The organism is Streptomyces sp. NPDC001700, from assembly GCF_053596435.1.
Window position 1 is genome coordinate 36,853 of the sequence record NZ_JBSFGE010000007.1, and the last position, 25,256, is coordinate 62,108.

Consider the following 25,256-nt stretch of genomic DNA (forward strand, 5'->3'; position numbering starts at 1 on the left):
GAACCCTCTCATTCCCCGTGTCTCCGCTTCTTTCGCGGACGCGTTCGCGAACGCGATTGTGGCTGCGCGTGCGGAACGTCACCCTACCCGGCGCCGTTTGTCGTTCGTACACGTAGGATCAGCACATTGCCGGGCAGGCGCCGCCATGACGCGCCCTGAAGCGTGGGTGCCGGCCTCGACCGGCCGTCAATCGTTCAGCCCGCACCGGGGGATAGATAGGCCGATGAGCCACATCATCGTGAAACGCCCGCCTCGGGTGACACCGCCCGAGATGTCCGCGGATGAGCTCCGGCTCGAATCCCCTCCTGAATTGCCTCGCGGCGAGCAGGAGGGGATGGCGATGCAATTGCTGCCGATGCTGGGCATGGGCTCGTCGGTGGTCTTCTTCTTCATGCCGAATTCCGCACCGTTCATGAAGATCATGGGCGTGATGATGCTGCTGTCGACGGTCGCGATGGCCATCGCCCAGCTGATCCGGTACCGGAAGGGGGCGCAGGGCGAGGCCATCGAGGGCCGCCGCGACTACCTCAAGTACCTCACCAAGACCCGGCGCCAGGTGCAGCGCACCGCGCGCAAGCAGCGGGACGCGCAGTTCTATCTGCACCCCTCCCCCGAGCAGCTGTGGTCGCTGGTCGCCGAGGGCAGCCGGCTGTGGGAGCGGCGCATCACCGACGACGACTTCGTACAGGTGCGGATCGGGCTCGGCCCGCAGGAGCTGTGGACACCGCTGGTGGCGCCGGAGACTGCCCCGGTGGAGGAGCTGGAGCCGCTCTCTGCGGGCGCCATGCAGCAGTTCCTGTCGGCCCACCGGACGCTCGAGGGCATGCCGATGGCGGTCAGCCTGCGCGCCTTCTACCACATGACGGTCTCCGGGGAGCCCGGGACGACGCTGGGCACCGCGCGGTCGCTGGTGGCGAGCCTGGCCGCGCTGCACTCGCCGGAGGACCTGGTGATCGCGGTGGTGGCCGCGCCGGGCACCACGGAGGAGTGGGACTGGGTCAAGTGGCTGCCGCATACGCAGGCGCCGGGAACGGTGGACGGAGCCGGTACCAAGCGGCTGTTCGGCGACAGCCTGGCCGAGGTCGAGGAGCTGCTGAAGAGCCATCTGGAGGGCCGCTCGCGGTTCAACCGGGAGGGGCAGCCGCTGCTGGACCAGCCGCATGTGGTGGTCATCCTGGACGGCGGTTTCGTACCGCCCGACTCGCTGCTGGCCGCCCAGGAGGGCCTGCAGGGCGTGACGGTGCTGGAGGTCATCCGCGGTGAACTGGACGAGCTGCGCGGCGGGCTGTCGCTCATCGTGCGGCCGGGTCTGCTGCAGGTCGAGTCGGCGTCGGCGGTGTACGAGGGCGTGCCGGACGCGCTGCCGCTGCCCGCGGCCGAGGCGCTGAGCCGGCAGCTCTCCCCGATGCGGGTGTCCAGCGGCGGAGGCGACGACGAGCCGCTGATGACCAACCTGGAGTTCACCGATCTGCTCGGGCTCGGCGACGCGGCGGCCATCGACACCGCGGTCACCTGGCGGACCCGCTCGACGGCGGAGCGGCTCCGGGTGCCGATCGGGGTCGGCGAGAGCGGCGCCCCGGTCATGCTCGACCTCAAGGAGGCGGCTCAGGAGGGCATGGGCCCGCACGGGCTGTGCGTCGGAGCCACCGGTTCCGGCAAGTCGGAACTGCTGCGGACGCTGGTGCTGGGCCTGGCGGTCACGCATTCGTCCGAGACGCTCAACTTCGTGCTCGCCGACTTCAAGGGCGGCGCGACCTTCTCCGGTATGGCCGAGATGCCGCACGTCGCGGCGGTCATCACCAACCTCGCGGACGATCTGACGCTGGTCGACCGCATGCGCGACTCGATCTCCGGTGAGCTGCAGCGCCGCCAGGAGCTGCTGCGCTCCGCGGGCAACTACGCCAACATGCACGACTACGAGAAGGCACGCGCGGCCGGCAGTCCGCTGGAGCCGCTGGCCTCCCTCGTGCTGGTCATCGACGAGTTCAGCGAGCTGCTGACGGCCAAGCCCGACTTCATCGACATGTTCATCCAGATCGGCCGCATCGGCCGGTCCCTGGGTGTGCACCTGCTGCTGGCCTCGCAGCGGCTGGAGGAGGGCCGGCTGCGCGGTCTGGACACGTATCTGTCGTACCGCGTCGGCCTGCGGACGTTCTCCGCGGCGGAGTCCCGTACGGCCCTGGGCGTGCCGGACGCGTACCACCTGCCGTCCGTGCCCGGTTCGGGCTATCTCAAGTTCGGCACCGAGGAGATGGTCCGCTTCAAGGCGGCGTACGTCTCCGGGGTCTACCGGTCCACGACGACGACCATCGCGGGCAGCGGACCGCTGCCGACCGACCGCCGGCCGGTGCTGTTCACCGCCTCCCCGGTGCCGGTCCGGTTCGCCGAGCCGGACCCGGAATACACGTACGCCCCGGAGGGCGACCGCACCGACGACGCGCTCGCGGACACGGTGCTGGACGTCATCGTGCGCGGTCTGGAGGGACGCGGCCCGGCGGCGCACCAGGTGTGGCTGCCGCCGCTCACCGACGCCTCTCCGCTGGACCAGCTGGTGCCGCAGCTGGCCGTCTCCTCCGAACGCGGGCTGCACGCGAGCGGCTACGCCCGCAGCGGCGGTCTGTGCGTGCCGCTCGGCATGGTCGACAAGCCGATCGAGCAGCGCCGGGAGATCTTGTACCACGACTTCTCGGGCGCGCAGGGCCACATGCTGGTCATCGGCGGTCCGCGCTCCGGAAAGTCGACCCTGCTGCGCACCCTGATGGGTGCCTTCGCCCTCACCCACACGCCACACGAAGTGCAGATCTACGGCCTGGACTTCGGCGGCGGCGGCATGGTCGCCGTGCAGGGGCTGCCGCACGTCGGCGGCGTCGCCTCGCGGCTGGACCCGGAGAAGATCCGCCGGACGATCGCCGAGGTGACCGGCGTGCTGAACCGGCGCGAGGAGTTCTTCCGGGACAACAGCATCGACTCGATCGGCACCTACCGGCAGATGCGCGCCGCCGGGCAGCTGCCGGGCGAGGCCTGGGGCGACATCTTCCTGGTCATCGACGGCTGGCAGTCCTTCAAGACGGACTACGAGATGCTCGAACCGGTCGTCGCCGACATCGCCACCCGCGGCCTCGGTCTCGGTGTGCACCTGGTCGTCTCCGTCACCCGCTACATGGAGATGCGAGCGGCGCTCAAGGACCAGCTGCTCGCCCGGCTGGAGCTGCGGCTCGGCGACCCGATGGACTCCGAGCTGAACCGCAAGATCGCCGCCAATGTGCCGGTGGGCAACCCCGGCCGCGGTCTCACCCCCGACAAGCTGCACTTCCTCAGCAGCCTGCCGCGCATCGACGGAATCACCGGCAGCGCCGAAGACCTGTCGGAGGCGACGTCCGAGTTCGTCAAGGCGTCGGTGGACAACTGGCCGGGCCCGCACGCACCGCAGGTGCGCATGCTGCCCCGGACACTGTCGGTACGGGAGATCCCGGGCGGGCACGAACAGCCGCAGCGGGGCGTCGCGATCGGCATCGACGAGATCAACCTCGCGCCGGTCTTCGTCGACTTCGACAGCGACCCCTTCTTCGCCATCTACGGTGAGACGGAGTCCGGGAAGACGGCGCTGCTGCGCCTGCTCATCAAGCAGATCACCGAGCGGTACACCCCGGAAGAGGCGCTCATCGTCGTCGGCGACTACCGGCGCAGCCTGCTGGAGGTCGCGCCGCAGTCCCATCTGGTCGGCTACGGCACGACGCAGGACGCGTTCGAGAAGTACATCGCCGACATGAGCACCCTCATCGGCCAGCGCATCCCGGGGACGGACGTCACCCCGCAGCAGCTGCGCAACCGCAGCTGGTGGTCGGGGCCGCGGGCCTTCATCGTGGTGGACGACTACGACCTGGTCGCCACGTCGTCCGGGAACCCGATGTCCGAGCTGGTGGACAACCTCCCCTACGCGCGGGACGCGGGCGTCAACATCATCGTCGCGCGGACGACGGCGGGTGCCGGGCGCTCCTCGTACGAGCCGTTCATGCAGCGGTTCAAGGAGCTGGGCGCGCAGGGCATCGTGCTGTCGGGTGCGCCCGGTGAGGGCGAGCTGCTGGGGCAGGTCAAGGCGCGGCCGCTGCCGCCGGGACGGGGCGTGTTCGTCTCGCGGCGCGGCGGGGCGTCGCTGATCCAGACGGCGTGGCTGCCGGAGGCGGACGGCTGAGGTCAATACAGCGGTAGGGGCTCGTCGATGATTCGACGAGCCCCTACCGCTGTGCGCTGGTGGTCAGCGGCTGTCGCGCTGCTGCCGCCGTTTCGTGAACACCTCGCCGATCGCCGGGCACGCCACGACCAGCACGCAGAGGATCACCCCCACCGGCTTGGACGGTACGACCGTCCAGTCGGTGAGGACCGGCATCAGCAGCCACAGCAACGCCAGTACGGCGATGCTCACTCCGGCGATACGAGGTCCGTACACAGGTTTCACCTCAAAAGTGGTCCGGTCAGGCGGTGCCGATGGGCCAGTGGCCGTTCGGGAACGCGCTGTTGTCGCCGGCCTGACCCTTCATCTCGGCGAGGGTCTTGGCCTGGTCGCCGAGCACGGTCACCAGAGCGACCGAGGCGGTGGTGAGAAGCACCCACCCGGCGGTTCCTTCCCCGATGGCGGCGATCGCGGCGGGGATCAGACCGACGCCGGTCGCACCGGCGGCGGCCGCGGCGCCCAGGGCGGGGATGAACTGCACCAGGAAGAGGCCGATGGCTCCGTAGAACGCGAGTCCCGCGGCGGCGGCGACGAGGAGGCTGGAGGCGACCGAGTCGGCGCTGGTGCTCACCTGGCCGGCGGCGGTGGACTGGGTCCAGATGGCCCCCGTATAGGCGTCGGCCCCTTCGCCCTTCCACTCCTTCGGGGCCTGGAGGTTGCCCTTCGCCGTGGTGGAGGAGGCGGTGCTCGCCTTGCCGCGGACACTCGTGCCCTGCCAGTCGAGGGAGTCCAGGAAGAGCATCACGGGCGCTATGACGCCCTTGAGGAATTCACCGATCTTCTCAAGCACCCAGTTGACGAATTCGACGAGCTTGTTCGCCGCGGCGATGACCGGCTTCGCCACCGCATCGGGTATATACCATTTATCCGCGAAGCCGTTGACTCCGTCGACCATCTTGTCCAGCAGCTCACCGGCCTTCTTCAACTTCTCATTGATCTTGTCGATGAGGTCGTCGAATGCCGATTGACTGAATGCCATTGCTCTCCCCGTTCCCCGAGCACCGTTCGGTACTAGTAGGCTTCTTCCACAGACTTCTTGGTGTCGGCTTCGTGGTTGTCGTACGCCTTCGCGTTCTTGACCAAGGCGTCGGCGATGTCCGTCATCCGCGTATCTCCCTCGGCGCAACGGGCCGAGAGGTGATCGATGACGTCCTGATAGGCGCCGACGAATATCTGATACATGCCGTACTCGAGTCGGCTGGGCCGCATACCCTTGATCGTGGTGCCCACGTCGCCGATCGCCTTGGCCTGCTTGTCCCACATACCGGCCTCGGACCGAATGGCGTCCGTGATGACCTTGAGACGGTCCTTCGCCATAGCGCCTCAGTTCCTTTCCGAACCAGTGAGCACAGCGGAGCGTCAGCGCAGCCGCTGCGGGTCGTTGAGTATGGCCAGGAACTCGTTCATGAGGCCCTGTGGGTTCAGGTCCGCGATCTGGGCCGCGGCGGGGCTCTGGACGTCCTCCAGCTTGGCCCGGGCATGGCTCAGCGCCTCGTTGAGCGCCTGGCTCAACCGGATGGACGACTGCTGGGCGGCCCACTGCGGATCCACGTCGCAGGAGACCAGGGAGTGTGCGGTGAGGCCGATGACGACCCGGCGGGCGGCCGCCTCTCCCGTGACCTCGGGGGCCCGGAAGGAGTCCGCGTCCAGCCCGTCCAGGGCGTCGAGCCCGGACAGGGTGTCCTCGACCACGTCCTCCATGGGCCTCGGACGGACCGGGTCCCGGTCCTGCCGGGGTACCACCGGAGGCGCGGCGGACCCGGCTCCCGAGCCGGGGACCTGGAGCATGCCGTCGAGTTCCGCGGCGCGCTCCTCCCAGCCCGACTGCTCGAGGGTGCGCGACCAGCCGTCCATCTGCTCGCTCATGGCGGAGCCGTACGCGTCGACGACGGCCGGGCCGAGGTTCTCGGCAGGCTGCCGACGCTGCCAGTCGGACGCGACCCTGATGGACTCGGGCAGCCGGTCGGGCCCCAGCGTCACGCTGACGGCGCCTTGGGCGTCCTCGCCCGTGGCGTGCTGCGGAACCTTATCCTGCATATCCGTCATGAGCTGCTGGAGTTTCTCCGCATATTGCTGGAACTCCTGCATTCCTCGAAAGATCTCGTCAGTCACGCTTCCCCCTATCTGACCGTTTACGAGGCGTTCGCAGAGCGCGTGGCTCAAACGTGTCGTGCACGCTAGCACGCCTACGGTTCAGGGCCTACCGAAAGCGATCTCAGTGACGGGCAGGTGAACGCGCGCATGACGAATTCAGCCCGTCACCGGACATTTTTGAGGAACAGTCAGAATCGCTGAGCGCCACGGCGGCGGAGGATGACGAAGATCCCACCACCGACGACGACCAGGGCACCCGCCGCCCCCAGGATCCAGGGCATCGCGCTGCCGCCGTCCTTGGTGTCTTCGGCAGCGTTGGAGGCCTCGGCGCCGCCGCCCTTCGGGGCGGTGGAGGGGGCGTCTCCGTCCTTGTCCTTGGACGGGGCGGGGGAATCGGGCTTCTTGGCGTCCACGAGGGGATTGACGTCGGCCGGACCCGGGTCGCCCTTGTTCTCCAGGACGTTGTAGCGCGGGCGGATCGTGCCGTAGCCGAGGTAGCGGCTGGGGACCTTGCCCTCAGCGGGCTTGCCCGCGGTTTCCATCATGACCCGGAGCACCTGGTTTCCGGTCCACTTGGGGTGTTTGGCCCAGATGAGGGCGGCGGCGCCGGAGGTGATGCCTGTCGCTTGGCTGGTGCCCCAGGTTTTGCAATACCCGGATTTCCCGATACAGCTGGTCGGGATGTCCTCACCCGGTGCCGCGAGAGCCACGAAGGAGCCGTGGTTCGAGAACTTGGTCGCCGCCAAAGACTTGTCGATGGCGCTGACTCCGGCCACGCCGTCACTGGCCGCGGGGTAGGTGACGTCGTTCGACGTGTTTCCGTCGTTGCCCGAACCGGCCAGCAACAGTTTGCCGCGTCCGATCGCGTAGTCGACCGCCTTCTGGAGCTGTTCTCTCTCGCCCTTTTCAAGCGAGTAGTCCTGGAAGGCCAGAGACATGTTGATGATCTGGGCATCGCTGTCGGCCGCGTATCGAATGGCCTTGGTGAGGCCCGGAACAGTGGTATTCCCGGACTCCTTGGTCGAGCCGGTCACCGTGAGCGGCAGAATGCGCGCATCGGGGGCGACGCCCTTGACGCCCTGACCACCGGCTCCACTCCCGGCGATGAGTAGCGAGATGGCCGTGCCGTGCCCTTTCGGATCGGTACGAGCGTCAGCACCGGGCTCGACGAAGTTCTTCCCCGGCAGAACCTTCCCTCGAAGCTCCGGCACAGAGGCATCGACACCGCTGTCGAGCATGGCAACGGTCACACCTTTGCCGGAGCTGACCTTCCACATGCTTTCCGCCTGCATGGCGTCCAGGTACCACTGGCGTTCCCGCATGTTCTCCGCCAGCGCGGAGGGCGCCACGAGCCCCATGATGACGAGCAAGGACGCCAGCAGCGCGAGGACTGCCGATGCCCGGCTCCGGACCTGAGTGAGCGTTTCTTTCATCGTGCCTGTACGTCCTGTGCTCGTCATCAGAGGCTTGTGTGGCTGGCCGGTCTTACTCGATCACGGGAGGCACGTTCCGGCGTTCTCCGCCGGTCCATGTCTCCTCGTCCTCGGTCAGGTAGTCGGGGCTCTCTCCACCGTCCCGCTTCTTGGACCGGCGCGGATCGTTCGTCGATGGCACACCGGACACTCCGGCGGCGCCTCGGACGAGACCGCTACCTCCCTGAGTGAACTCCCCGTTGACCCTGAGTTCGCTCGCGGAACGCGCCACCCTGCCCGGGCGGGACGAGGACACCGAGCCACGGGACGGGACGCCCGTGACGGGCCGTCCGCCCACGACACCCTGCCCCGTCGTCGTTGGCATTCCTGTGCGGCCGGTGGCGGTGGTGCGGGCCTGCTCGCCGCCGATGACCGGGCCGCGGGCGGTCCGGGCATCGCCGCTCGCCGGTGTCTGCCGGGGAGGCATACCGCCGACGACGTCCCTGCCGGTGCGCACGGGGTCGGTAGACCGGGGGGTGATGGACTCGAGCCCCTTGCCGCCTCCCAGCCTGGGTCCGCCCGTCCGCCCGACCGGACTCACGGGCGGACCGGACCTGCCCGTCCCCGGGGAAGGGGAGACAGGCGGAGTGACCGGCAGGCCCGTGACCTCGCGGCCGGGGCCCTGCTGGCCGGTGGGCGTGGGCGCGGTGGGAGCCGGTGAGGGATCCGTACGCGGCAGTTCCTTCACACCGTCGATGTTGGTGTGAGTCGCGTCCGGAACGGTGACGTGGCCTCCGCCTCCCGGAGCGTTGGCATGCCCTGGGGAGAACGTCGAGTCCTGAACGGCATGCTGGGCACTCGGCGCCCCGCCCGCTGCCGAGGACACAGTTCCTGCGGAGCCGCCGGAGGAGCCGTACGACTCCTGCCCGCCTTCAATGAAGCTGTCAGGTATGGCCGCATTCGGCAGCGGCTTGAAGACCGGCTCGTCCTTCGCGGAGAGCTCTATGGCCCCCGCCATCGTCCCGTAGCTGCCCGCCAGCCTCAGCAGCTGGTCGCGGGTATCGGGCTCCAGCTCCTTCAGAGACGCGAGGCGTTCCTTCTCCTTGTCCGCGTCCGCATAGCGCACGCCCAAGCCTTCCGGAGGCTTCGGTATCGCCTTCTTGACTTGGGTCAGCGCCTCGCCTGCACGCTCCATGGCCTCACCGACAGAACTGACGTATTTCGCCAGCTTCAGCGCCTGCTTGGCGAAGTCGTCGCCCCACTCACGGAAGGCATCACCACCCTCGCCGTCCCAGGTAACCCTGCCGACACGCCTCTTGAGCTCATCGCCGATCTTGTCCAGCTCAGCCCCCGCGCCCGCGAGAGTGTTGCCCTTACCGATGATCTCTTCTTCGTCCGTACCAGCGAGCAGCTTCAGCATCTCCTCGAAGGACATTCCATCGAAAGCCGTGCTGACTTTGCACACATTCGGGTCAGCCATGCCCTGATCCCCCGTTCCCGATCACATGCCGCCCTTTTCGGCCTGCTTACCGTCGCCGGTCTCCACACCGTCGTCGGGCTTCTCGGCGCCCTTATGACCGTGCTCCTTCTGATACTGCTTGTAGTACTTGCTGGTTCGCGCCTGGATCGCCTTGAGGCGCCGCGCGTGCTCCTGGTCCATCTCCTGGTAGTCGCCGTCGGCCGCGCCCACCGTGATGCCCATCGCCTCCAGCTGCTCACCCAGCGTGCGGGAGAGCAGTTGCAGCTGAGTGTGCGCCTTGTCGTACGCGTCGGCCAGCGTCGTCGCCTGTTCGATTGAGCCGTAGGCGGTAGCGGCCACCTTTTGTTCGCCCAGCTTGCCGTGCGCGGCGGTCGACTTGTCCAGTTCTGTCAGAAGTCTGTCGACGCGCTTCTTGAACTCCTGCAGGGATTCGCTGGGCGCGTCGAGTTTCGGCGACGAAGGAGACTTAGCAGAGCTCCCCCCGTCCGGTGCCGACTCAGCCATGAAACACCTCCTCCGGGTACCGGTACCGAAATGCGGCAGTCGTAGGTGCGGGACACGTGGCCGTGGCCACAATGTCCCGCACCCACGACGCGACCGCGGTGTGTGTGCCGCGTCTCTTAGCCCTGGGCGAAGCGCTGGCCCTGACGGTGGTCATTGGCCTTGTAGCCCTCCGTCGCCTCCAGCAGCTTCTTCGAGATGGTGAGAAGCGTGGTGTGCAGGTGGTCGACGCGCGTGTTCCACTCGTGCTGACGCTCGTTGAACGCACGCTGCGCCTCACCGCTCCACGACTCGGAGACGGTCTTGCACTGCCGCATGATGGTGTCGAGGTCGGTCTTGAGCTTGTCGGCCTCGCTCCTGACCGTGTTCGAGGCTCCTACGACAACTTCGTACGTGATTTCCATCGAGATCTAACTCCTGATGCGAAGCGGATGGGTCGAGAAGGATCAAGAAGCGTGGAAGGAGCCCAGGATGCCGCTCTGGCCACCGGCGCCGCCGCCACCAACGCTGTTGATGTTCTTGAGCTGATCCATCTCTTCCTGGTCGAAGCCGTCCCGGCTCGCCTTCACCAGCTCACGAGTGAAGCTCAGCAGCTGGTTGACCCGGCGGACGTCGTTGTTGACCTCCGTCTGGAGGTTGTTGTACGCGCCGGCCGCGATGCCCTTCCAGTGCCCTTCGATGTTGTCGATAACACCGTTGAGCTTGCCGATCCGCTCGGTCAGCTGGCCCTCCATCCAGTCGATGGCGCTTTCCAGCGTCTTGAAATCATGGCCTTCTACGCGGAGCTTTTCCGCCATGGCACACCTTCCCCCATGAATCGGATGTCACGGGGCGTCCCTTCGACTGCCGCCCCGCGTACATCGGATCGAAGTTGTCAAGGCACCACTCTAGCCACCGTCCCCGTGTGCATGACCATCGCCCGCCGGGTTGTTACAGGGATGGAACGAGTGGAACGGATGGGGAACGTGGGGCTCACGTTTCGCGTCGGCGCCGCCAATCGCGGAGGACGATCGCGCCGCCCGCCGTGATGGCCACGACGACCACGCCCGCGCCCAGGGCGTAGGTGGCCAGGCGCACGCTGCGCTCGTGCGGGGTCTCGCCCAGGATGAGCTTGCCCGGCTCGGGTTTCGGGATGTTCTTGGCCGCGCTGTTGTCGACGGTGGGCCGCTGGATCTTCTGGTCGTCGTCCGTGAGGGCCTTGACCGGGTCGATCACACCCCAGCCGACGTAGCGGTCACGGCCGTTGACCCCGCGCTCGGCGGTCTGCTCGATCTGGGCGACGACTTCCTGCTGCGTCCAGTCCGGGTGCTTGGCGCGCACGAGGGCCGCGACACCGGCCACGTACGGGGCGGCGAAGCTGGTGCCGTTGTCGACGCACTGGCCGCCCTTGGGGACGGTGGAGACCATTTCCACGCCCGGCGCCGCGACCCCGACGAAGTCGCCGCTCTGCGAGAAGTACGCGCGTTCGTTGTTGCGGTCGGAGGCGGCGACGGCGAGGACTCCCGGGTAGGAGGCCGGGTAGGTGCGCTTGGACTTGCCGTCCGCGCCGTCGTTCCCGGCGGAGGCGACCACGACCACGTCCCTCCTGATCGCGTCGGCGACGGCCAGCTGCAGGTCGGTCTGCGAGCGGGCGCCCTTGGTGTCCTGGGAGATGTTGATGACGCGCGCGCCCTCGTCCACCGCCTTGCGGATGGCCCGCGCCATCATCTGCGGCGTGCCCTTGCCCTCGGCGTTGTTCTGCTTGAGCGGGATGATCTTCGCGTCCGGGGCCAGGCCGACGAAACCGGTGCCCGTACGGGGCCGCGCCGCGATGATGCCCGCGACCTTGGTGCCGTGCCCGACCTCGTCGTACGTGGGGCTCTCCGCCCGCTTGCGGTCGGCGCCGGTGACATCCTTCGGCACGGCCAGGTAGTTCGCGCCGCTCGACGCGTCGACCGCCGTCTTCAGCTGGATGTTGGTGTTGTCCACGCCGGTGTCGATGACGGCGACCTTGACCGGCTCGCCGTCCTTGTCCTTGCCCTTGGTCTCCTCCCACAGGCGGTCCATCACCAACCGCTGCAGCGACCAGGGTGTTCCCTTGATCTGCTCCTTCATCGGGAACGTGCACTGACCGTTGCCGTCGAGGGACGTGGCCGCGGCGGCGACGGGCTGCGCCGCGCCCGTCGCCCCGGTGAGGCACGCCAGTACGGTCGCGGACGACAGCGCGGCCGCCCGCCTCAGGTGTCGGTTTCCCATGGTCACGAACCCTGCGGCTGGCGGGCGCTGTTGAGGTCGAGCCGGGGTCCGATCGGCAGGAACTGCGACCAGTTCTGCGGCACCGGCACCGGCTTGGCGTCCGCGTAACCCAGCCGGGTCTGCGCCTCGTTGGCCGCAGGCTGCCCGCCGGTCACGGCCTTCTGCCCGTCGGCGGCGCCGCCGCCGATCTTGGACTTGCCCGCGGTGCTGTCGCTGTTGGACTGCACCTGGTAGCGCAGACCGGTGTCGGTGACGAGGAAGGTCTGACCGGTGTTCGTCGCCTCCCCCTGGTACTGCCGGTAGAGCAGCCCGGTGCCGGGAGTGACGTACGCGCTGGAGCCACCGTCCACGACGGGCGCGGGGTAGTCCGTGCCCGCCCAGGTCTCCAGCGTGGGCGTGCCGTTGCCGCCGACCTTGGTGAGCACGTTGCAGACGGTGTCCCTGGCCGCGGAACCGGCCGTTGCTTCGGCGGAGTTGACCTGGCGCGGGGCCGCGGAGGGCCAGGCGGTGTCGCCCGCGAAGTAGTTCTCGGAGTCGGACACAAAGTCCTGCGCGTTGACCTTCATCGGCTTGCCGAGCTGGTTGAGGCTGGACAGCTGCTCGCTGTTGAGCAGCAGGTTGGCGGCGAAGCCGGAGACCGGCTGCACCTTGCCCCGCAGCACCACGTAGTGCTGGACGCCGCCGCCCGTCTGGGCCTGCAGCACGGTCCCCACGCGGTTGGCGTCATCCGGCAGGGAGTCGACCCCGGCCGAGGCGCCCGGCTGTCCCGGCACGGTGGGGAACTCCACGGGGGCGCCGTCCTTCAGCGTGTCCAGCCAGTCGTCCGTCACCTTCTGCGGCTTGGCGCCCTGCTTGAAGAGGGTCCGCAGCAGCAGGTCGTACTGGGGCGCGGACATGCTCTGCTCGCCCTTCGGACCGCCCAGGAGGTACTTCCTGCCGGACGGGTCCACCAGGTAGCGGCCCTTGCTCCCCTCGACGTACATCGCCTGGCTGCCGCGCAGCCGCTGTGCGCCCTGGACCTTCGACGCCTCGCGGTCGGCGAAGAGGAAGACCGCCTTCTGCGTGGACTTGTCCTGGCCGCCGCCGGGCTGCTCGCAGACCACCCAGCGCTTCTGCTTGGCGGCCTCGTCGCCCGTCGGCATGCGGTCCGGGGCGTACGGAATTCCGATCGTCGGGCCCCGCGGTATGTCCCCGTTGTCGAGCTGCGAGTCCTTCACCCGGACGATCCCCGACTTGCCGGATTCGAGGAGGAGTTTCGCGGAGGCCAGGTTGAGGACGGGGTGCAGCTGCTTCTTTCCGCCCGTCGACAGAATGACATAGCGCGACGTGGATTCATTGCCGACGATGATGTGGGCCGCGGTGTCGTCCCAGCCCTGGGGCGCCGTCGGCTTGATCATCCCCCAGGCCCCGAACCCCGCCAGGATCAGCGCCCCCACGATGACTCCGGGCAGAATGGCGCGCACCGGACGCGGAGCGCCGTCGTCCATGACGGTGGGCGATGGCTGCACAAATGAGGCAACCATTCGTTTCTTCGCAAAGGTGTAGGCGCTGAGCTCATCCCGCCGCGATGCCATGTCTTAGCCCGCTTCTCCCCGTGTTGTTCTTGCGCAGTGTTGTTCTCGCGCACGTGCCTGCGCTTGGTAGCCACAGGGGAGATTACTCACCCGCTCGGCCCAACTGATACCCGCGCCACCCTCACGCGGCCTTTCCGATACCGTAATCACACAATCGACCAGGACGAGACCAGGACAAGGGGCGGCCTCCCTGATGAGCTCTGCCACCCACGCGCGCACCGCCGCACCGCGCCAGCCCTCACGCACTGGGAGCTTCGGCCCCGTACGGCTGCACCAACTCGTGCTGGTGGAGGTGGCCGCAGCGGTCCTCGTCGTCGCCTGGACCGTCGACTCACTGCTGCTCGTGCCCGCCGGGGTGATCGCCCTGGTACTCGTGCTGATCGCGGTGCTGCGGCGCCGGCAGCAGCCGTTCACCGACTGGCTCGTCTCCATCAGCGCGCTGCGGGCCCGCCAGCGGCTCGCCAAGGAGCCCGTCCCGGCCGGTGTCGACCCGTCGCTCGCCCCCGCCGTCGAATGCGATCCCGCGCTGCGGACGTACGCGTACCTCTCCCGGGACCGGCGCGAGATCGGCATGATCGGCGACGGCACGTTCCTCACGGCGATCCTCCAGGTGCAGTCGCACGACACCCCGTTGCGGCCGATGCGGGACAAGCGGCCGCTTCCGCTCGCGCTGCTGCACGACGCGCTGGAGGTGGACGGCATCCGGCTGGAGTCCGTCCAGGTCGTCCAGCACGCTCAGCCCGCGCCCGCGCCGCATCTGCCGGAGCAGGCGGCCGCGGCGCGCAGTTACGCACCGCTCCAGGAGCAGGCCGGGGCACCCGCCGTCCGGCTGACCTGGGTGGCGCTCAAGCTCCACCCCGAACTGTGCCCGGAGGCCATCGAGGCGCGCGGCGGCGGTCTGGAGGGCGCTCAGCGCTGTCTGCTGCGCTCCGTCGACCAGCTGGCCAGCCGCCTCACCGGGGCCGGTTTCACCGCCAGGCCGCTGGCCGAGGGCGAACTGGCGACGGCCGTCGCCACCTCGGCATGCGTCAACCCGAACGCCACGACCCAGGCGGGGCGCGCGAACACACCGGCGCGCCGGACCGCGGAGACCTCGCGCGCCTGGCGCTGTGACGACCGCTGGCACACCACCTACTGGGTGGGCCGGTGGCCGCAGGTGGGCACGGGAGCCGTGCCGCTGCCCCAGCTGGTGGCGCTGCTGACCTCCATGCCCGCCCTCGCGAGCACCTTCAGCCTGACGCTCACCCAGGGCGAGGGCGGCCGGAACACCTCGACGGTCAACGGACATATCCGCGTCACGGGCCGCAATGACACCGATCTGGTCACCGCCCGCAAGGCGCTGGAGCGCGCGGCGCGCGGGGTGCGGGTCGGGCTCGTACGTCTCGATCGCGAGCAGTTGCCCGGCGTGCTCGCCACGCTTCCGCTGGGAGGTACTCGCTGATGGCCATGGCCACTTCCAACCCGACCACCCCTTCCCCCGACGCCCCCGCCGCGCCGGGCGCACCGCGCAGGACGCGCCCCGGCTTCGGGCTCATCGGGCCCCGCCGCGGACGCCAGACGCTCACCGCGGACCAGCTCGACGCGCTCGCCCTGCCGGTCGGTGACGATGGCGTCATCATCGGCGTGGACGGCCAGAACCAGCCCGCCGTGCTCGGCTTCAACCGGCCCGAGCCGTTCGACGTGGTGCTCGTCGGGGGGCTGTGGACCGCGCAGGTGCTGGCCTTCCGGGCGGCGGCCACCGGCGCCCGGGTCGCCATCGAGACCGGACGGCCGCATCTGTGGGCCAACCTGGTGCAGGTCGCGGGCGGCGGGCAGCAGTGCATGACCGTTTTCGACGTGGGCCGGGTCCCGCCCCAGGGGCCCTCGGTGGGCAGCCCGGTGCTGGTCATCCGGGACTGCGGCATGCGCCCCCCGCGCGGCCGGGTCTCCGCCCTGCCGTGGCAGTCGGTGCTGACCCTGCTGCCGTATCTGAGCCCGGTCGCGCCCCGGCTCCTGGAACACGCGGGGCTGGTCGGGATCCAGCGGGTCTCGCCCGACGAGGCGGAGGAGATCGGCAGGATCATGACGCTCCCCCGCCCCGATGTCACGGCGCTGTCAACCCTCCCCGACTGGGTCACCCTGTGGTGCACCCGCGAGGCCCGGCAGGCCGTGACGCTACAGGCGACTGACGCCGAGACGGGACTGCTCGGATCTCCGCGCCGGGTCGACTAGTCCCCGCTTGGGGCGATTCGGGGTGGTTCCGTACTGATCATCTCTCGGTACGGCGAAGACACGTGACCTATCGGACGCTTGCGAGCGGCGGGACGGGCCTGCCGCCCGGGTGCGTCTCGTGATTAGGCTTGGTGTGCGCACGGTGATGAACCTGATCAGGTGTCCCCGGCGCCACAAAAGGGGAAAGCCGAACGGTCGGACGACAGTAGCGATCGGCAACAGATCGGCCTCGCCATGAATTTCAAGGGTGTTCGACCACACCAGGAGGCATTGTGAGCAGCGATCGGGACGAGATCCGCACGGGCGGAACCACACCCGGCGATGATCGGTCCGACGCCGAGACCGAGCACACGGGCGAGTTCACCATCGACTACACGCCACCTGCCTGGTACACGCAGAACGCTTCGCCGTCGGCACCCGCCGCGGGGACCGGGGCGGACACGGGGGCCGGCACCGCGACGCCTCCGCCGCCGCCACCGCCGGTCGGCAACCCGGTGGCCGTACCCGGGCCGCCGGAGGCGGACGGTTACCCGGGGGCGTGGACGCCTCCGCCCGCGGCGCCTCCCGCCGGGCCCGCGCCGGTGGATGCCTCCGTGCACCAGGCCGCGCCGGACGGACCCTCCGAGGACGCGGGCGACGCGGAGCCGGAGGCCCGGCCACGGGACGGCGAGCCTGATGGAACGCCCCCTTTGTCCGGCTTCGCCGTAAATCCGGCCGCTGCGGTGCCGGCTGACGGTGAGCCGGAAGCCGAGCGGGTCGAGCAGCACGCGGCCGACCTTCCCGACGCCGCCGAGGACGACGAGGACGACGACTACGCGCTGGCGCCCGCCGCGCCGCCGCAGGTCGCCGCCGCCGACGCCGAAGCCGCCCCTGATGCCGACGATGCCGCCGACAGTGACGGCGGCCAGGGCGATGGCGCCGTGGCAAGCAATTCCACGGTGCGGTTCTCCACCGCCTCGATGCGGCGCGAGATCGCCGAGCGGAAGGAGGCCGCCGAGGCGGAATCCGGCGACGCCGAAGCCGGAAGCGGCGATGTGCGCAGCGAGGGCACCACGCGCTTCTCCGCCGCGTCGCTGCGCCGGGAGGCCGAGGAGCGCGCCCAGGCGGCGAGCGCCGAGGCCGGGTCGCGGGACGCGGCCGCCGGCTCCCCGGCACCGCCGGAGACGGGCAATGGCTGGACGCCGCCCGCCGCTCCGCAGTCCGGACTGCCGCCGCTGCCGCCGGACTTCCAGCCCGCCGCGCCGGAGTCGGGCGGTACGGGTGGCGGCTCGGCGCCGGTCCCCGAGCAGCGTACGGGCGGGCCCGGCGCGGCCGGTGGTCCGCTGCCGCCGCAGGCCGGCCCCTGGGCGCCGCCGCAGGCGACGGGTCCGCAGGGGCAGCCCGCTCCCGGCCCGGCCGCCGGTGCGCCGGGCCCGCAGCCGCAGCCCCCGGCGCCGAACCAGGCCACCCCGCAGGGTGGTTACCCGCAGGGCGGGCCCGCCGCGCCGGGCCCGCAGGGGCAGCAGGCTCCGCAAGGCCCGCAGGGGCCCCAGGGGCCGCAGAGTGCGCCGCAGGGGCCGCAGGCCCCTCCGCCCCCGCAGGTCCCGCAGGCCCCCCAGGCCCCGCAGTACGGCTATCCGCACCCCGGCGCGCCCGGGCAGCCTCCGGCGCCCACGCAGGACGGATACGGCTATCCGCGTCCCGACGCGGGGCAGCCGTACCCCGGCCCCCAGCAGGGCCAGGGGCCGTACCCGCCGCCCGCGCCGCAGCCCCAGCAGCACCAGCCGCCCCAGCAGCAGCCGCATCCCCAGCAGCAACAGCAGCCGCAGCCGCAGCAGCCCCAGCAGGACGGCTACGGCTACCCGCGTCCCGACGCCGCCGCCGCGGCCGACCCCCGTGCCAGCGGCTGGCCCGTCACCGGGCCCGACCAGCGGCAGCAGCGCCCGAGCGCCGGACAGGGCAACGCGGGCGCCCCGCTCGGGTACACGGCGGCGGTCGAGCTGTCCTCGGACCGGCTCATCCGTGGCAAGCAGAAGCCCAAGAAGAACAACCCCGCCGGTTCGCGGTTCAAGCTCGGCGGCAAGAAGGAAGAGGCCGAGCGGCAGCGCAAGCTGGAGCTGATCCGTACGCCGGTGCTCTCGTGCTACCGGATCGCGGTGATCAGCCTCAAGGGCGGCGTCGGCAAGACCACGACGACCACAGCGCTCGGCTCCACCCTGGCCACCGAGCGCCAGGACAAGGTCATCGCGATCGACGCCAACCCCGACGCGGGCACGCTCGGGCGCCGGGTGCGGCGCGAGACCGGCGCGACCATCCGCGACCTGGTCACCGCGATCCCGTACCTCAACAGCTACATGGACATCCGGCGGTTCACCTCGCAGGCGGCCTCCGGTCTCGAGATCCTCGCCAACGACGTGGACCCGGCGGTCTCGACGACGTTCAACGACGACGACTACCGCCGCGTCATCGACATCCTGGGCAAGCAGTACCCGATCATCCTCACCGACTCGGGCACCGGTCTGCTCTACAGCGCGATGCGCGGGGTGCTCGACCTCGCGGACCAGCTGATCATCATCTCCACGCCCTCCGTGGACGGGGCGAGCAGCGCGAGCACCACGCTCGACTGGCTGTCCGCGCACGGCTACGCCGACCTCGTCCAGCGCTCCATCACGGTCATCTCGGGGGTCCGCGAGACCGGCAAGATGATCAAGGTCGAGGACATCGTGTCGCACTTCGAGACCCGCTGCCGCGGGGTGGTCGTCGTGCCGTTCGACGAGCATCTGTCGGCGGGCGCCGAGGTGGACCTCGACATGATGCGCCCGAAGACCCGCGAGGCGTACTTCAACCTCTCCGCCATGGTCGCCGAGGACTTCTCGCGCGCGCAGCAGGCGCAGGGGCTGTGGACGGCCGGGGAGGGCGTCCAGCCGCCGCAGATGGCCCCGCCGCTGCCCGGCCAGGGCCAGCAGCCCTACCCGGGGGCGTACGCGCCTCAGCAGCCGCAGCAGGGCCAGCAGCCGCCGCCGTACGGGTACGGCTATCCGCAGCACGGACAGCCGCCGCAGCAACCGGGCTACCCCCAGCAGGGCCAGCCCGGTCAGCCCGGACCGCAGCAGGGCTGGCACCCGCCGCAGCAGCCGAACCAGGCCCAGCAGCAGCCCCAGCCCGGCCAGCCCTGGCAGCAGGGACAGCCACAGCAAGGGCAGCAGCCGCCGCCTCCGCCTCAGCAGCAGGGGCAGGGTCAGCCGTGGCAGCACCAGCCGCCGCCCCCGCCGCCCCAGCAGTAGCCGTACAAAAGCCGATCGCCCCGTCGGACCGGATAATCCACCGGTCCGGCGGGGCGATCGCCTTTGTGCGTCTGTGTACGAAGGGGCGTCAGCGGTGGCTGTCGTGCTCCTCCACCAGCTCGCTCGCCCGCTTCACATCGGCCGCCATCCGCTCCAGCAGCGCCTCGATCGAGTCGAACTTCTCCTGGCCGCGCAGGAACGCGAGGAAGTCCACCTCGACATGGAGCCCGTACAGATCCAGACCGACCCGGTCGATCGCGTACGCCTCCACGGTCCGTTCGGTCCCGTCGAACTGCGGGTTGGTGCCGACCGAGATGGCCGCGGGCATCGCCTCGCCCTCGGCCGTCAGCCAGCCCGCGTAGACCCCGTCGGCCGGGATCGCGGTGTGCGGCAGGGTCTCCAGATTGGCCGTGGGGAAGCCCAGTTCGCGGCCGCGCTGGGCGCCGCGGACCACGACGCCCTCGACGCGGTGCGGCCGCCCCAGGACCTCCATGGCACCCGCGACGTCCCCCTCGGCGACCAGCCTGCGCACCAGGGTGGACGAGAACGGCTCGCCGCCGCCCGCCGCGCCGCGCTCGTACAGGTCGATCACCTCGACCTCGTAGTCGTAGGTGGTGCCCAGCTCGCGCAGCGAGTCCACGTTCCCGGCGGCGCGGTGGCCGAACCGGAAGTTGGGGCCCTCCACCACGACCCGCGCGTGGAGCTTGTCGACCAGCACCTTCGCCACGAAGTCCGCGGGGGTGAGCCGCGAGAACTCCTGGGTGAACGGAAGGATCAGCACCGCGTCCACGCCCAGCTCCGCCATCAGCTCCGCACGCCGCTGGTGCGGGGCGAGCAGCGGCGGATGGCTGCCGGGCCGCACGACCTCACTCGGGTGCGGGTCGAAGGTGACCACGACCGCCGGTACGCCCAGCTCCCGCGCGCGGGCCACCGCGCGGCCGATGATCAGCTGATGCCCGCGGTGCACTCCGTCGTAGGAACCGATCGTGACGACGCTGCGCCCCCAGTCCTCGGGGATGTCCTCCAAGCCACGCCAGCGCTGCACTATGCCCGCTCCTCGCCCGAACCTTTGACTGCCGACTTATCGCTTTCGCAGATCTAAGACTGCCATGCCGCCGGTCCCCGCCGTGCACCGGAGGCCGGTCGGCGGGGGACCCACGGAACCCTCATACGAAGACGGCGAGGCTCTTGGCCCGGCCCTTCGACTCCTCCACCAGGGCCAGGAACCGCCCCTCCGGTCCGAAGACCGCCACCGGGCCCGCCGCGCCGCCCTCGCGGGGCGGCAGGGGCGGCATGTCGATCCGTACGCCGTTGCCCAGCAGCCGGGCCTGGTGATCGTCGACGTCCCAGCGCGGGAAGGCGGCGGCCGCGGCCTCGGCGATGGGCATGATCTGGAGGGACTCCTCCAGCTGCTCCAGGGTCCGCGCGGCGTCCAGCCCGTACGGGCCGACCCGGGTGCGGCGCAGCGCCGTCAGATGGCCGCCGGTGCCCAGCCCGGCGCCGAGGTCGCGGGCCAGGGCGCGGATGTACGTACCCGAGGAGCACACGACCGTGACGTCGAGGTCGAGCACCGGGGTGCCGTCCTCGGCCTTCGCCTCGCGGCCCCCGCGCTGGACGAACGACGAGACGGTCACCGGACGGGCCGGGATCTCGAACTCCTCGCCCTCCCGGGCCCGGGTGTAGGACCGCTTGCCGTCGATCTTGATGGCGCTGACCTTGGACGGCACCTGCTGGATGTCCCCGGTCAGCTCGCCGATCCCGGTCCGCACGGCGTCGAGCGCGGTCCCGGCGGCCCCGTCCGAGGAGGTGATCTCCCCCTCGGCGTCGTCGGTGACCGTGGTCTGGCCGAGCCGGATCGTGGCCGTGTACTCCTTCTCGGTCAGCGCCAGATGACCGAGCAGCCGGGTCGCCTTCTCGACACCGATCACGAGCACGCCCGTGGCCATCGGGTCCAGCGTCCCGGCGTGCCCGACCCGGCGCGTACCGGCGAAGCGGCGCATCTTCGCGACGACGTCGTGCGAGGTGAACCCGGCCGGTTTGTCGACGATCACCAGGCCGTCCGGCGCACCGGACGCGGCCCTTCCCTTGCGTGTCATGCGTCCGCGGCGCCCTTGCCGTCGGAAGGAGACTCGTCGGCGTCCGCGGCCTCTGCCGCCTCCGCCTCGTCGTCCTCACCCGGCTTGCGGTACGGATCGGCTTCCCCGGCGTACGTGGCGCCCGAGGACGCCTCCCGGACCTCCTCGTCGGCCGCCTTGGCCTTGGCGAGCAGGTCGTCGATCGTACGGGCGTTGTCCGGCAGCGCGTCCGGGACGAACGTCAGGGTCGGGGTGAACCGCACCCCGGTCTGCCGTCCGACCTCCGACCGCAGCACGCCCTTGGCGCTCTCCAGGGCGGCGGCCGAGGCCGTGCGCTCCTCGTCGTCGCCGTAGACCGTGTAGAAGACGGTCGCTTCCCGGAGATCACCGGTGATCCGGGTGTCGGTGATGGTCACATAGCCGAGCCGCGGGTCCTTGATCCGCCGCTGCAGCGTCTCCGCGACCACGACCCGGATGCGGTCCGCCAGCTTGCGTGCCCGCGCGGTGTCGGTCATGCGTCTTCTTCTCTCTTCTTCGCTTCAGGTCTTCGCTTCGGTCACTCGTCGTCGCCACCGTGGAGCCGCCGTCGTACCGACAGCAGTTCCACCTCCGGCCGCGCCGCGACCAGCCGCTCGCAGCGGTCGAGGACTTCCGCCAGGTGGCCCGTGTCCCCGGAGACCACCGCGAGGCCGATCTCGGCCCTGCGGTAGAGGTCCTGGTCGCCGACCTCCGCCACGCTCACCGCGTACTTGCGGTGCAGCTCGGCGACGATCGGGCGGACGACGGAGCGCTTCTCCTTCAACGACCGTACGTCGCCGAGGAGCAGGTCAAAGGACAACGTCCCTACATACATGCGGTCCGGGTCAAGCCACCCGTGGGGCCTTCGAGGTTCGGGCTTCTCGAACCGTACACGCAAGGGCCGGGGCCGATCGACGGAAATTCTCCGCCGACCGGCCCCGGATGAGAGGCAGCGCGTCAGCCGCGCGGCTTCTCGCGCATCTCGTACGTCGCGATGACGTCGTCGATCTTGATGTCGTTGTAGCTGCCGAGGTTGATACCGCCCTCGAAGCCTTCCCGAATCTCGGTGACGTCGTCCTTGAAGCGGCGCAGGCCCTCGATGTTGAGGCTCTCCGCGATGACCTTGCCGTCGCGGACGAGGCGGGCCTTGGTGTTCCGCTTGACCTCGCCGGAGCGGATGAGAACACCCGCGATGTTGCCCAGCTTGGACGAGCGGAAGACCTCGCGGATCTCCGCCGTGCCCAGCTCGACCTCTTCGTACTCCGGCTTGAGCATGCCCTTGAGGGCCGCCTCGATCTCCTCGATCACCTGGTAGATGACCGAGTAGTAACGGACGTCCACACCCTCGCGCTCGGCCATCTGCGTGGCACGCCCATCGGCGCGCACGTTGAAGCCGATGACGATGGCGTCGGAGCCGGTCGCCAGGTCGATGTCGGTCTCGGTGACCGCACCCACACCGCGGTGCAGGACGCGCAGGTCGACCTCTTCGCCGACGTCGAGCTGGAGCAGCGAGGACTCGAGAGCCTCCACCGAACCGGACGCGTCGCCCTTGATGATGAGGTTGAGCTGCTGGACCTGACCGGCCTTGAGCACCTTGTCCAGGTCTTCCAGGGAGACCCGGCGGGTGCGCTTGGCGAAGGCGGCGTTGCGCTCACGCGCGGCGCGCTTCTCGGCGATCTGACGGGCGGTGCGGTCCTCGTCGACGACGAGGAAGTTGTCGCCCGCGCCCGGCACGTTGGTCAGACCGAGCACCAGGACCGGGGTCGAGGGACCCGCCTCCTGGAGCTGGTTGCCGTTGTCGTCGAGCATCGCCCGGACGCGTCCGTACGCGTCGCCGACGACCATCGTCTCGCCGACCTTCAGGGTGCCGCGCTGGACCAGCACGGTGGCCACGGCGCCACGGCCGCGGTCGAGGTGGGCCTCGATCGCGATGCCCTGCGCGTCCTGCTCCGCGTTGGCGCGCAGGTCGAGCGAGGCGTCCGCGGTGAGGACCACGGCCTCAAGCAGCTGGTCGATGTTCAGACCCTGGCGGGCGGAGATGTCGACGAACATGGTGTCGCCGCCGTACTCCTCGGCCACCAGGCCGTACTCGGTCAGCTGACCGCGCACCTTGGTCGGGTCCGCGCCCTCGACGTCGATCTTGTTGACCGCGACCACGATCGGCACGTCGGCCGCCTTGGCGTGGTTCAGCGCCTCGATCGTCTGGGGCATCACACCGTCGTTGGCCGCCACCACGAGGATCGCGATGTCGGTCGACTTCGCACCACGGGCACGCATGGCGGTGAACGCCTCGTGACCCGGGGTGTCGATGAAGGTGATCCGGCGCTCTTCCTCGTTGACCTCGGTCGAGACCTGGTAGGCACCGATGTGCTGGGTGATGCCACCGGCCTCGCCCGCGACCACGTTGGTCTTGCGGATCGCGTCCAGCAGTCGCGTCTTACCGTGGTCGACGTGACCCATGACGGTCACCACCGGCGGACGCGCGACGAGCATCTCCTCGCCGCCCTCGTTCTCGCCGAACTCGATGTCGAAGGACTCGAGAAGCTCGCGGTCCTCCTCCTCCGGGCTGACGATCTCGACGTTGTAGTTCATCTCGTCGGCGAGGAGCTGCAGCGTCTCGTCGGCGACGGACTGCGTCGCGGTGACCATCTCGCCGAGGTTGAGCATCACGGCGACGAGCGACGCCGGGTTGGCGTTGATCTTCTCCGCGAAGTCGGTGAGCGAGGCACCACGCGACAGCCGGACCGTCTGGCCGTTGCCGCGCGGCAGCATCACGCCGCCGACCGACGGGGCCTGCATGGCCTCGTACTCCTGGCGCCTCTGCCGCTTCGACTTACGGCCACGACGCGCCGGACCGCCGGGACGGCCGAACGCACCCTGCGTGCCACCACGGCCACCGGGACCACCCGGACGGCCGCCGAAGCCCGGACGGCCACCGCCGCCACCGGGACGACCGGCGAAACCGCCGCCGCCACCCGGACGACCGGCACCGCCGCCGCCACCACCGGGACGACCGGCGAAACCGCCGCCGCCACCACCGGGACGACCGCCGCCGCCACCACCGGGACGACCGGCACCGCCGGGACCGCGACCGCCGCCGCCACCGGGGCCCGGACGCGGACCCGCGGCCGGACGCTGGGGCATCATGCCCGGGTTCGGACGGGGACCGCCGGCACCGCCGCCGGGACGGGGACCGCCCGCACCCTGGCCGCCCTGCGGACGGGGCATCGAGCCCGGAGTGGGACGGGGACCGCCGGGACCCTGGCCGCGACCGGCACCGGGACCACCCTGGCCGCCGCCCTGCGGACGCGGACCGGCACCGCCCTGGCCACCGGGGCCCGGACGGGCGCCGCCGCCGGGACGGGGCGCCTGCGGGCGCGCCATGCCGGTGGAGCCGCCGGAGGTGAAGGGGTTGTTACCCGGACGCGGGCCGGACGGACGACCGCCGCCACCGGGACGCGGACCACCGCGCTCCTGACCCGGACGCGGGGCGCCGGAACGGCCGCCCTGGCCACCCTGGCCGCCCTGACCACCCTGGCCCTGGCCACCCTGACCCTGACCGCCCTGGCCACCGGGGCCGGGACGGGCGCCGGGGCGCGGACCGGGCGTGGCGCCCGGCTTGGCCGGGGCACCCGGGCCCGGCTTGGCCGGGGAGGGCTTGGGGCCGGGGGTGGCCGGCGGGGCGGTGAACTCGGGCTGCGCCGGAGCCGCGGGCTGCGCCGGACCCGGCTTGGGGCCGGCCGCCGGCTTGGGGCCGGGCGTCGGGCGCGGGCCCGGAGTGGGTGCCGCGGACGGCGTGCTGCGCGGGCCCTCGGCGGCGGCCGGCTTGGGGCCGGGCGTCGGGGGCTTGGGGGCAGCGGGACGGGCCGCCGACGCCGGACCGGGCGTCGGGGGCTTGGGCGTCGCCTTACGCGGCGCCGAGGGCTTGCCAGGACCACGGCCGGAGCCGTTTCCACCCTGGAAAGCGTCAGTCAACTTGCGGACCACCGGCGCCTCGATCGTCGAGGACGCCGAACGTACGAACTCACCGAGTTCTTGGAGCTTGGCCATGACGACCTTGCTCTCAACGCCGAACTCCTTGGCGAGTTCGTATACCCGGACCTTAGCCACTTCGCTCCTTTTAGGTCCGGGTTACCGCCGGACCGTCGCTACTTCATGGGCG

20 protein-coding genes are annotated in these 25,256 nt (G+C 70.4%); 4 read left to right on the forward strand and 16 right to left on the reverse strand.

From position 1 onward, the window contains the following. The first annotated feature begins 223 nt into the window (after positions 1-223). Entirely contained in the window at positions 224-4,192 is a 3,969-nt protein-coding gene (eccCa, locus tag ACWC5C_RS15425; RefSeq protein WP_450875905.1) for a type VII secretion protein EccCa, read from the forward strand. Between the two features lie 63 nt (positions 4,193-4,255). Here eccCa and ACWC5C_RS15430 read toward each other — a convergent pair whose 3' ends face one another. From ACWC5C_RS15430 to eccB, 11 genes are all read right to left on the reverse strand, one after another. After that, entirely contained in the window at positions 4,256-4,447 is a 192-nt protein-coding gene (locus ACWC5C_RS15430; RefSeq protein ID WP_450875906.1) for a hypothetical protein, read from the reverse strand. A 25-nt stretch (positions 4,448-4,472) separates the two neighbouring features. Further along, a complete protein-coding gene (locus ACWC5C_RS15435; RefSeq protein ID WP_385439560.1) occupies positions 4,473-5,210 on the reverse strand; it encodes a hypothetical protein in 738 nt (245 codons plus the stop codon). A 32-nt stretch (positions 5,211-5,242) separates the two neighbouring features. Then, on the reverse strand, positions 5,243-5,548 hold the full coding sequence (locus ACWC5C_RS15440; RefSeq protein WP_385439558.1) for a type VII secretion target: 306 nt from the start codon (positions 5,546-5,548) through the stop codon (positions 5,243-5,245). 42 nt (positions 5,549-5,590) lie between these two features. Further along, a complete protein-coding gene (locus tag ACWC5C_RS15445; RefSeq protein ID WP_450875907.1) occupies positions 5,591-6,343 on the reverse strand; it encodes a hypothetical protein in 753 nt (250 codons plus the stop codon). Positions 6,344-6,513: 170 nt separating this feature from the next. Continuing rightward, entirely contained in the window at positions 6,514-7,758 is a 1,245-nt protein-coding gene (gene mycP, locus ACWC5C_RS15450) for a type VII secretion-associated serine protease mycosin (protein ID WP_450875908.1), read from the reverse strand. Between the two features lie 52 nt (positions 7,759-7,810). Continuing rightward, entirely contained in the window at positions 7,811-9,217 is a 1,407-nt protein-coding gene (locus tag ACWC5C_RS15455) for a WXG100 family type VII secretion target (protein ID WP_450875909.1), read from the reverse strand. A 21-nt stretch (positions 9,218-9,238) separates the two neighbouring features. After that, positions 9,239-9,721: a hypothetical protein gene (locus tag ACWC5C_RS15460; RefSeq protein WP_450875910.1), complete on the reverse strand. Its 483-nt coding sequence runs from the start codon at positions 9,719-9,721 to the stop codon at positions 9,239-9,241. A gap of 116 nt (positions 9,722-9,837) precedes the next feature. After that, positions 9,838-10,122: a WXG100 family type VII secretion target gene (locus ACWC5C_RS15465; protein ID WP_450875911.1), complete on the reverse strand. Its 285-nt coding sequence runs from the start codon at positions 10,120-10,122 to the stop codon at positions 9,838-9,840. A 42-nt stretch (positions 10,123-10,164) separates the two neighbouring features. Further along, a complete protein-coding gene (locus tag ACWC5C_RS15470; RefSeq protein WP_385439545.1) occupies positions 10,165-10,515 on the reverse strand; it encodes a WXG100 family type VII secretion target in 351 nt (116 codons plus the stop codon). Positions 10,516-10,690: 175 nt separating this feature from the next. After that, a complete protein-coding gene (gene mycP / locus ACWC5C_RS15475; protein WP_450875912.1) occupies positions 10,691-11,953 on the reverse strand; it encodes a type VII secretion-associated serine protease mycosin in 1,263 nt (420 codons plus the stop codon). A gap of 2 nt (positions 11,954-11,955) precedes the next feature. Continuing rightward, complete coding sequence (eccB, locus tag ACWC5C_RS15480; RefSeq protein ID WP_450875913.1) at positions 11,956-13,527, reverse strand: type VII secretion protein EccB; 1,572 nt, start codon at positions 13,525-13,527, stop codon at positions 11,956-11,958. 193 nt (positions 13,528-13,720) lie between these two features. On the opposite strand from eccB, the gene eccE reads away from it, so the two are divergent. From eccE to ACWC5C_RS15495, 3 genes are all read left to right on the forward strand, one after another. Then, positions 13,721-14,968 (forward strand): type VII secretion protein EccE, encoded by a 1,248-nt coding sequence (gene eccE / locus ACWC5C_RS15485; RefSeq protein WP_450875914.1) that lies wholly within the window; start codon positions 13,721-13,723, stop codon positions 14,966-14,968. Between the two features lie 5 nt (positions 14,969-14,973). Beyond that, entirely contained in the window at positions 14,974-15,738 is a 765-nt protein-coding gene (locus ACWC5C_RS15490; RefSeq protein WP_450876152.1) for a hypothetical protein, read from the forward strand. Between the two features lie 272 nt (positions 15,739-16,010). Continuing rightward, entirely contained in the window at positions 16,011-19,001 is a 2,991-nt protein-coding gene (locus ACWC5C_RS15495; protein ID WP_450875915.1) for an SCO5717 family growth-regulating ATPase, read from the forward strand. Positions 19,002-19,089: 88 nt separating this feature from the next. Here the strand turns inward: ACWC5C_RS15495 and ACWC5C_RS15500 are convergent, their stop codons facing one another. The 5 genes from ACWC5C_RS15500 to infB form a co-directional block, all read right to left on the reverse strand. Continuing rightward, positions 19,090-20,046 (reverse strand): bifunctional riboflavin kinase/FAD synthetase, encoded by a 957-nt coding sequence (locus tag ACWC5C_RS15500; RefSeq protein ID WP_450875916.1) that lies wholly within the window; start codon positions 20,044-20,046, stop codon positions 19,090-19,092. Positions 20,047-20,167: 121 nt separating this feature from the next. Beyond that, positions 20,168-21,097: a tRNA pseudouridine(55) synthase TruB gene (gene truB, locus ACWC5C_RS15505; protein ID WP_450875917.1), complete on the reverse strand. Its 930-nt coding sequence runs from the start codon at positions 21,095-21,097 to the stop codon at positions 20,168-20,170. After that, a complete protein-coding gene (gene rbfA / locus ACWC5C_RS15510; protein ID WP_450875918.1) occupies positions 21,094-21,591 on the reverse strand; it encodes a 30S ribosome-binding factor RbfA in 498 nt (165 codons plus the stop codon). The genes truB and rbfA overlap by 4 nt, the downstream gene beginning before the upstream one ends. 41 nt (positions 21,592-21,632) lie before the next feature. Beyond that, a complete protein-coding gene (locus ACWC5C_RS15515) occupies positions 21,633-21,929 on the reverse strand; it encodes a DUF503 domain-containing protein (RefSeq protein WP_385439529.1) in 297 nt (98 codons plus the stop codon). 122 nt (positions 21,930-22,051) lie between these two features. Next, positions 22,052-25,204, reverse strand: a complete 3,153-nt coding sequence (gene infB, locus ACWC5C_RS15520) for a translation initiation factor IF-2 (RefSeq protein WP_450875919.1) — start codon at positions 25,202-25,204, stop codon at positions 22,052-22,054. Between the last annotated feature and the right edge of the window lie 52 nt (positions 25,205-25,256).

Coding starts and splice junctions, on each gene's coding strand:
- eccCa (WP_450875905.1), top strand. CDS start 224: ATGAGCCACATCATCGTGAAACGCCCGCCTCGGGTGACACCGCCCGAG.
- ACWC5C_RS15435 (WP_385439560.1), bottom strand. CDS start 5,210: ATGGCATTCAGTCAATCGGCATTCGACGACCTCATCGACAAGATCAAT.
- ACWC5C_RS15440 (WP_385439558.1), bottom strand. CDS start 5,548: ATGGCGAAGGACCGTCTCAAGGTCATCACGGACGCCATTCGGTCCGAG.
- mycP (WP_450875908.1), bottom strand. CDS start 7,758: ATGAAAGAAACGCTCACTCAGGTCCGGAGCCGGGCATCGGCAGTCCTC.
- ACWC5C_RS15455 (WP_450875909.1), bottom strand. CDS start 9,217: ATGGCTGACCCGAATGTGTGCAAAGTCAGCACGGCTTTCGATGGAATG.
- ACWC5C_RS15460 (WP_450875910.1), bottom strand. CDS start 9,721: ATGGCTGAGTCGGCACCGGACGGGGGGAGCTCTGCTAAGTCTCCTTCG.
- ACWC5C_RS15465 (WP_450875911.1), bottom strand. CDS start 10,122: ATGGAAATCACGTACGAAGTTGTCGTAGGAGCCTCGAACACGGTCAGG.
- ACWC5C_RS15470 (WP_385439545.1), bottom strand. CDS start 10,515: ATGGCGGAAAAGCTCCGCGTAGAAGGCCATGATTTCAAGACGCTGGAA.
- mycP (WP_450875912.1), bottom strand. CDS start 11,953: ATGGGAAACCGACACCTGAGGCGGGCGGCCGCGCTGTCGTCCGCGACC.
- eccB (WP_450875913.1), bottom strand. CDS start 13,527: ATGGCATCGCGGCGGGATGAGCTCAGCGCCTACACCTTTGCGAAGAAA.
- eccE (WP_450875914.1), top strand. CDS start 13,721: ATGAGCTCTGCCACCCACGCGCGCACCGCCGCACCGCGCCAGCCCTCA.
- ACWC5C_RS15490 (WP_450876152.1), top strand. CDS start 14,974: ATGGCCACTTCCAACCCGACCACCCCTTCCCCCGACGCCCCCGCCGCG.
- truB (WP_450875917.1), bottom strand. CDS start 21,097: ATGACACGCAAGGGAAGGGCCGCGTCCGGTGCGCCGGACGGCCTGGTG.
- rbfA (WP_450875918.1), bottom strand. CDS start 21,591: ATGACCGACACCGCGCGGGCACGCAAGCTGGCGGACCGCATCCGGGTC.
- ACWC5C_RS15515 (WP_385439529.1), bottom strand. CDS start 21,929: ATGTATGTAGGGACGTTGTCCTTTGACCTGCTCCTCGGCGACGTACGG.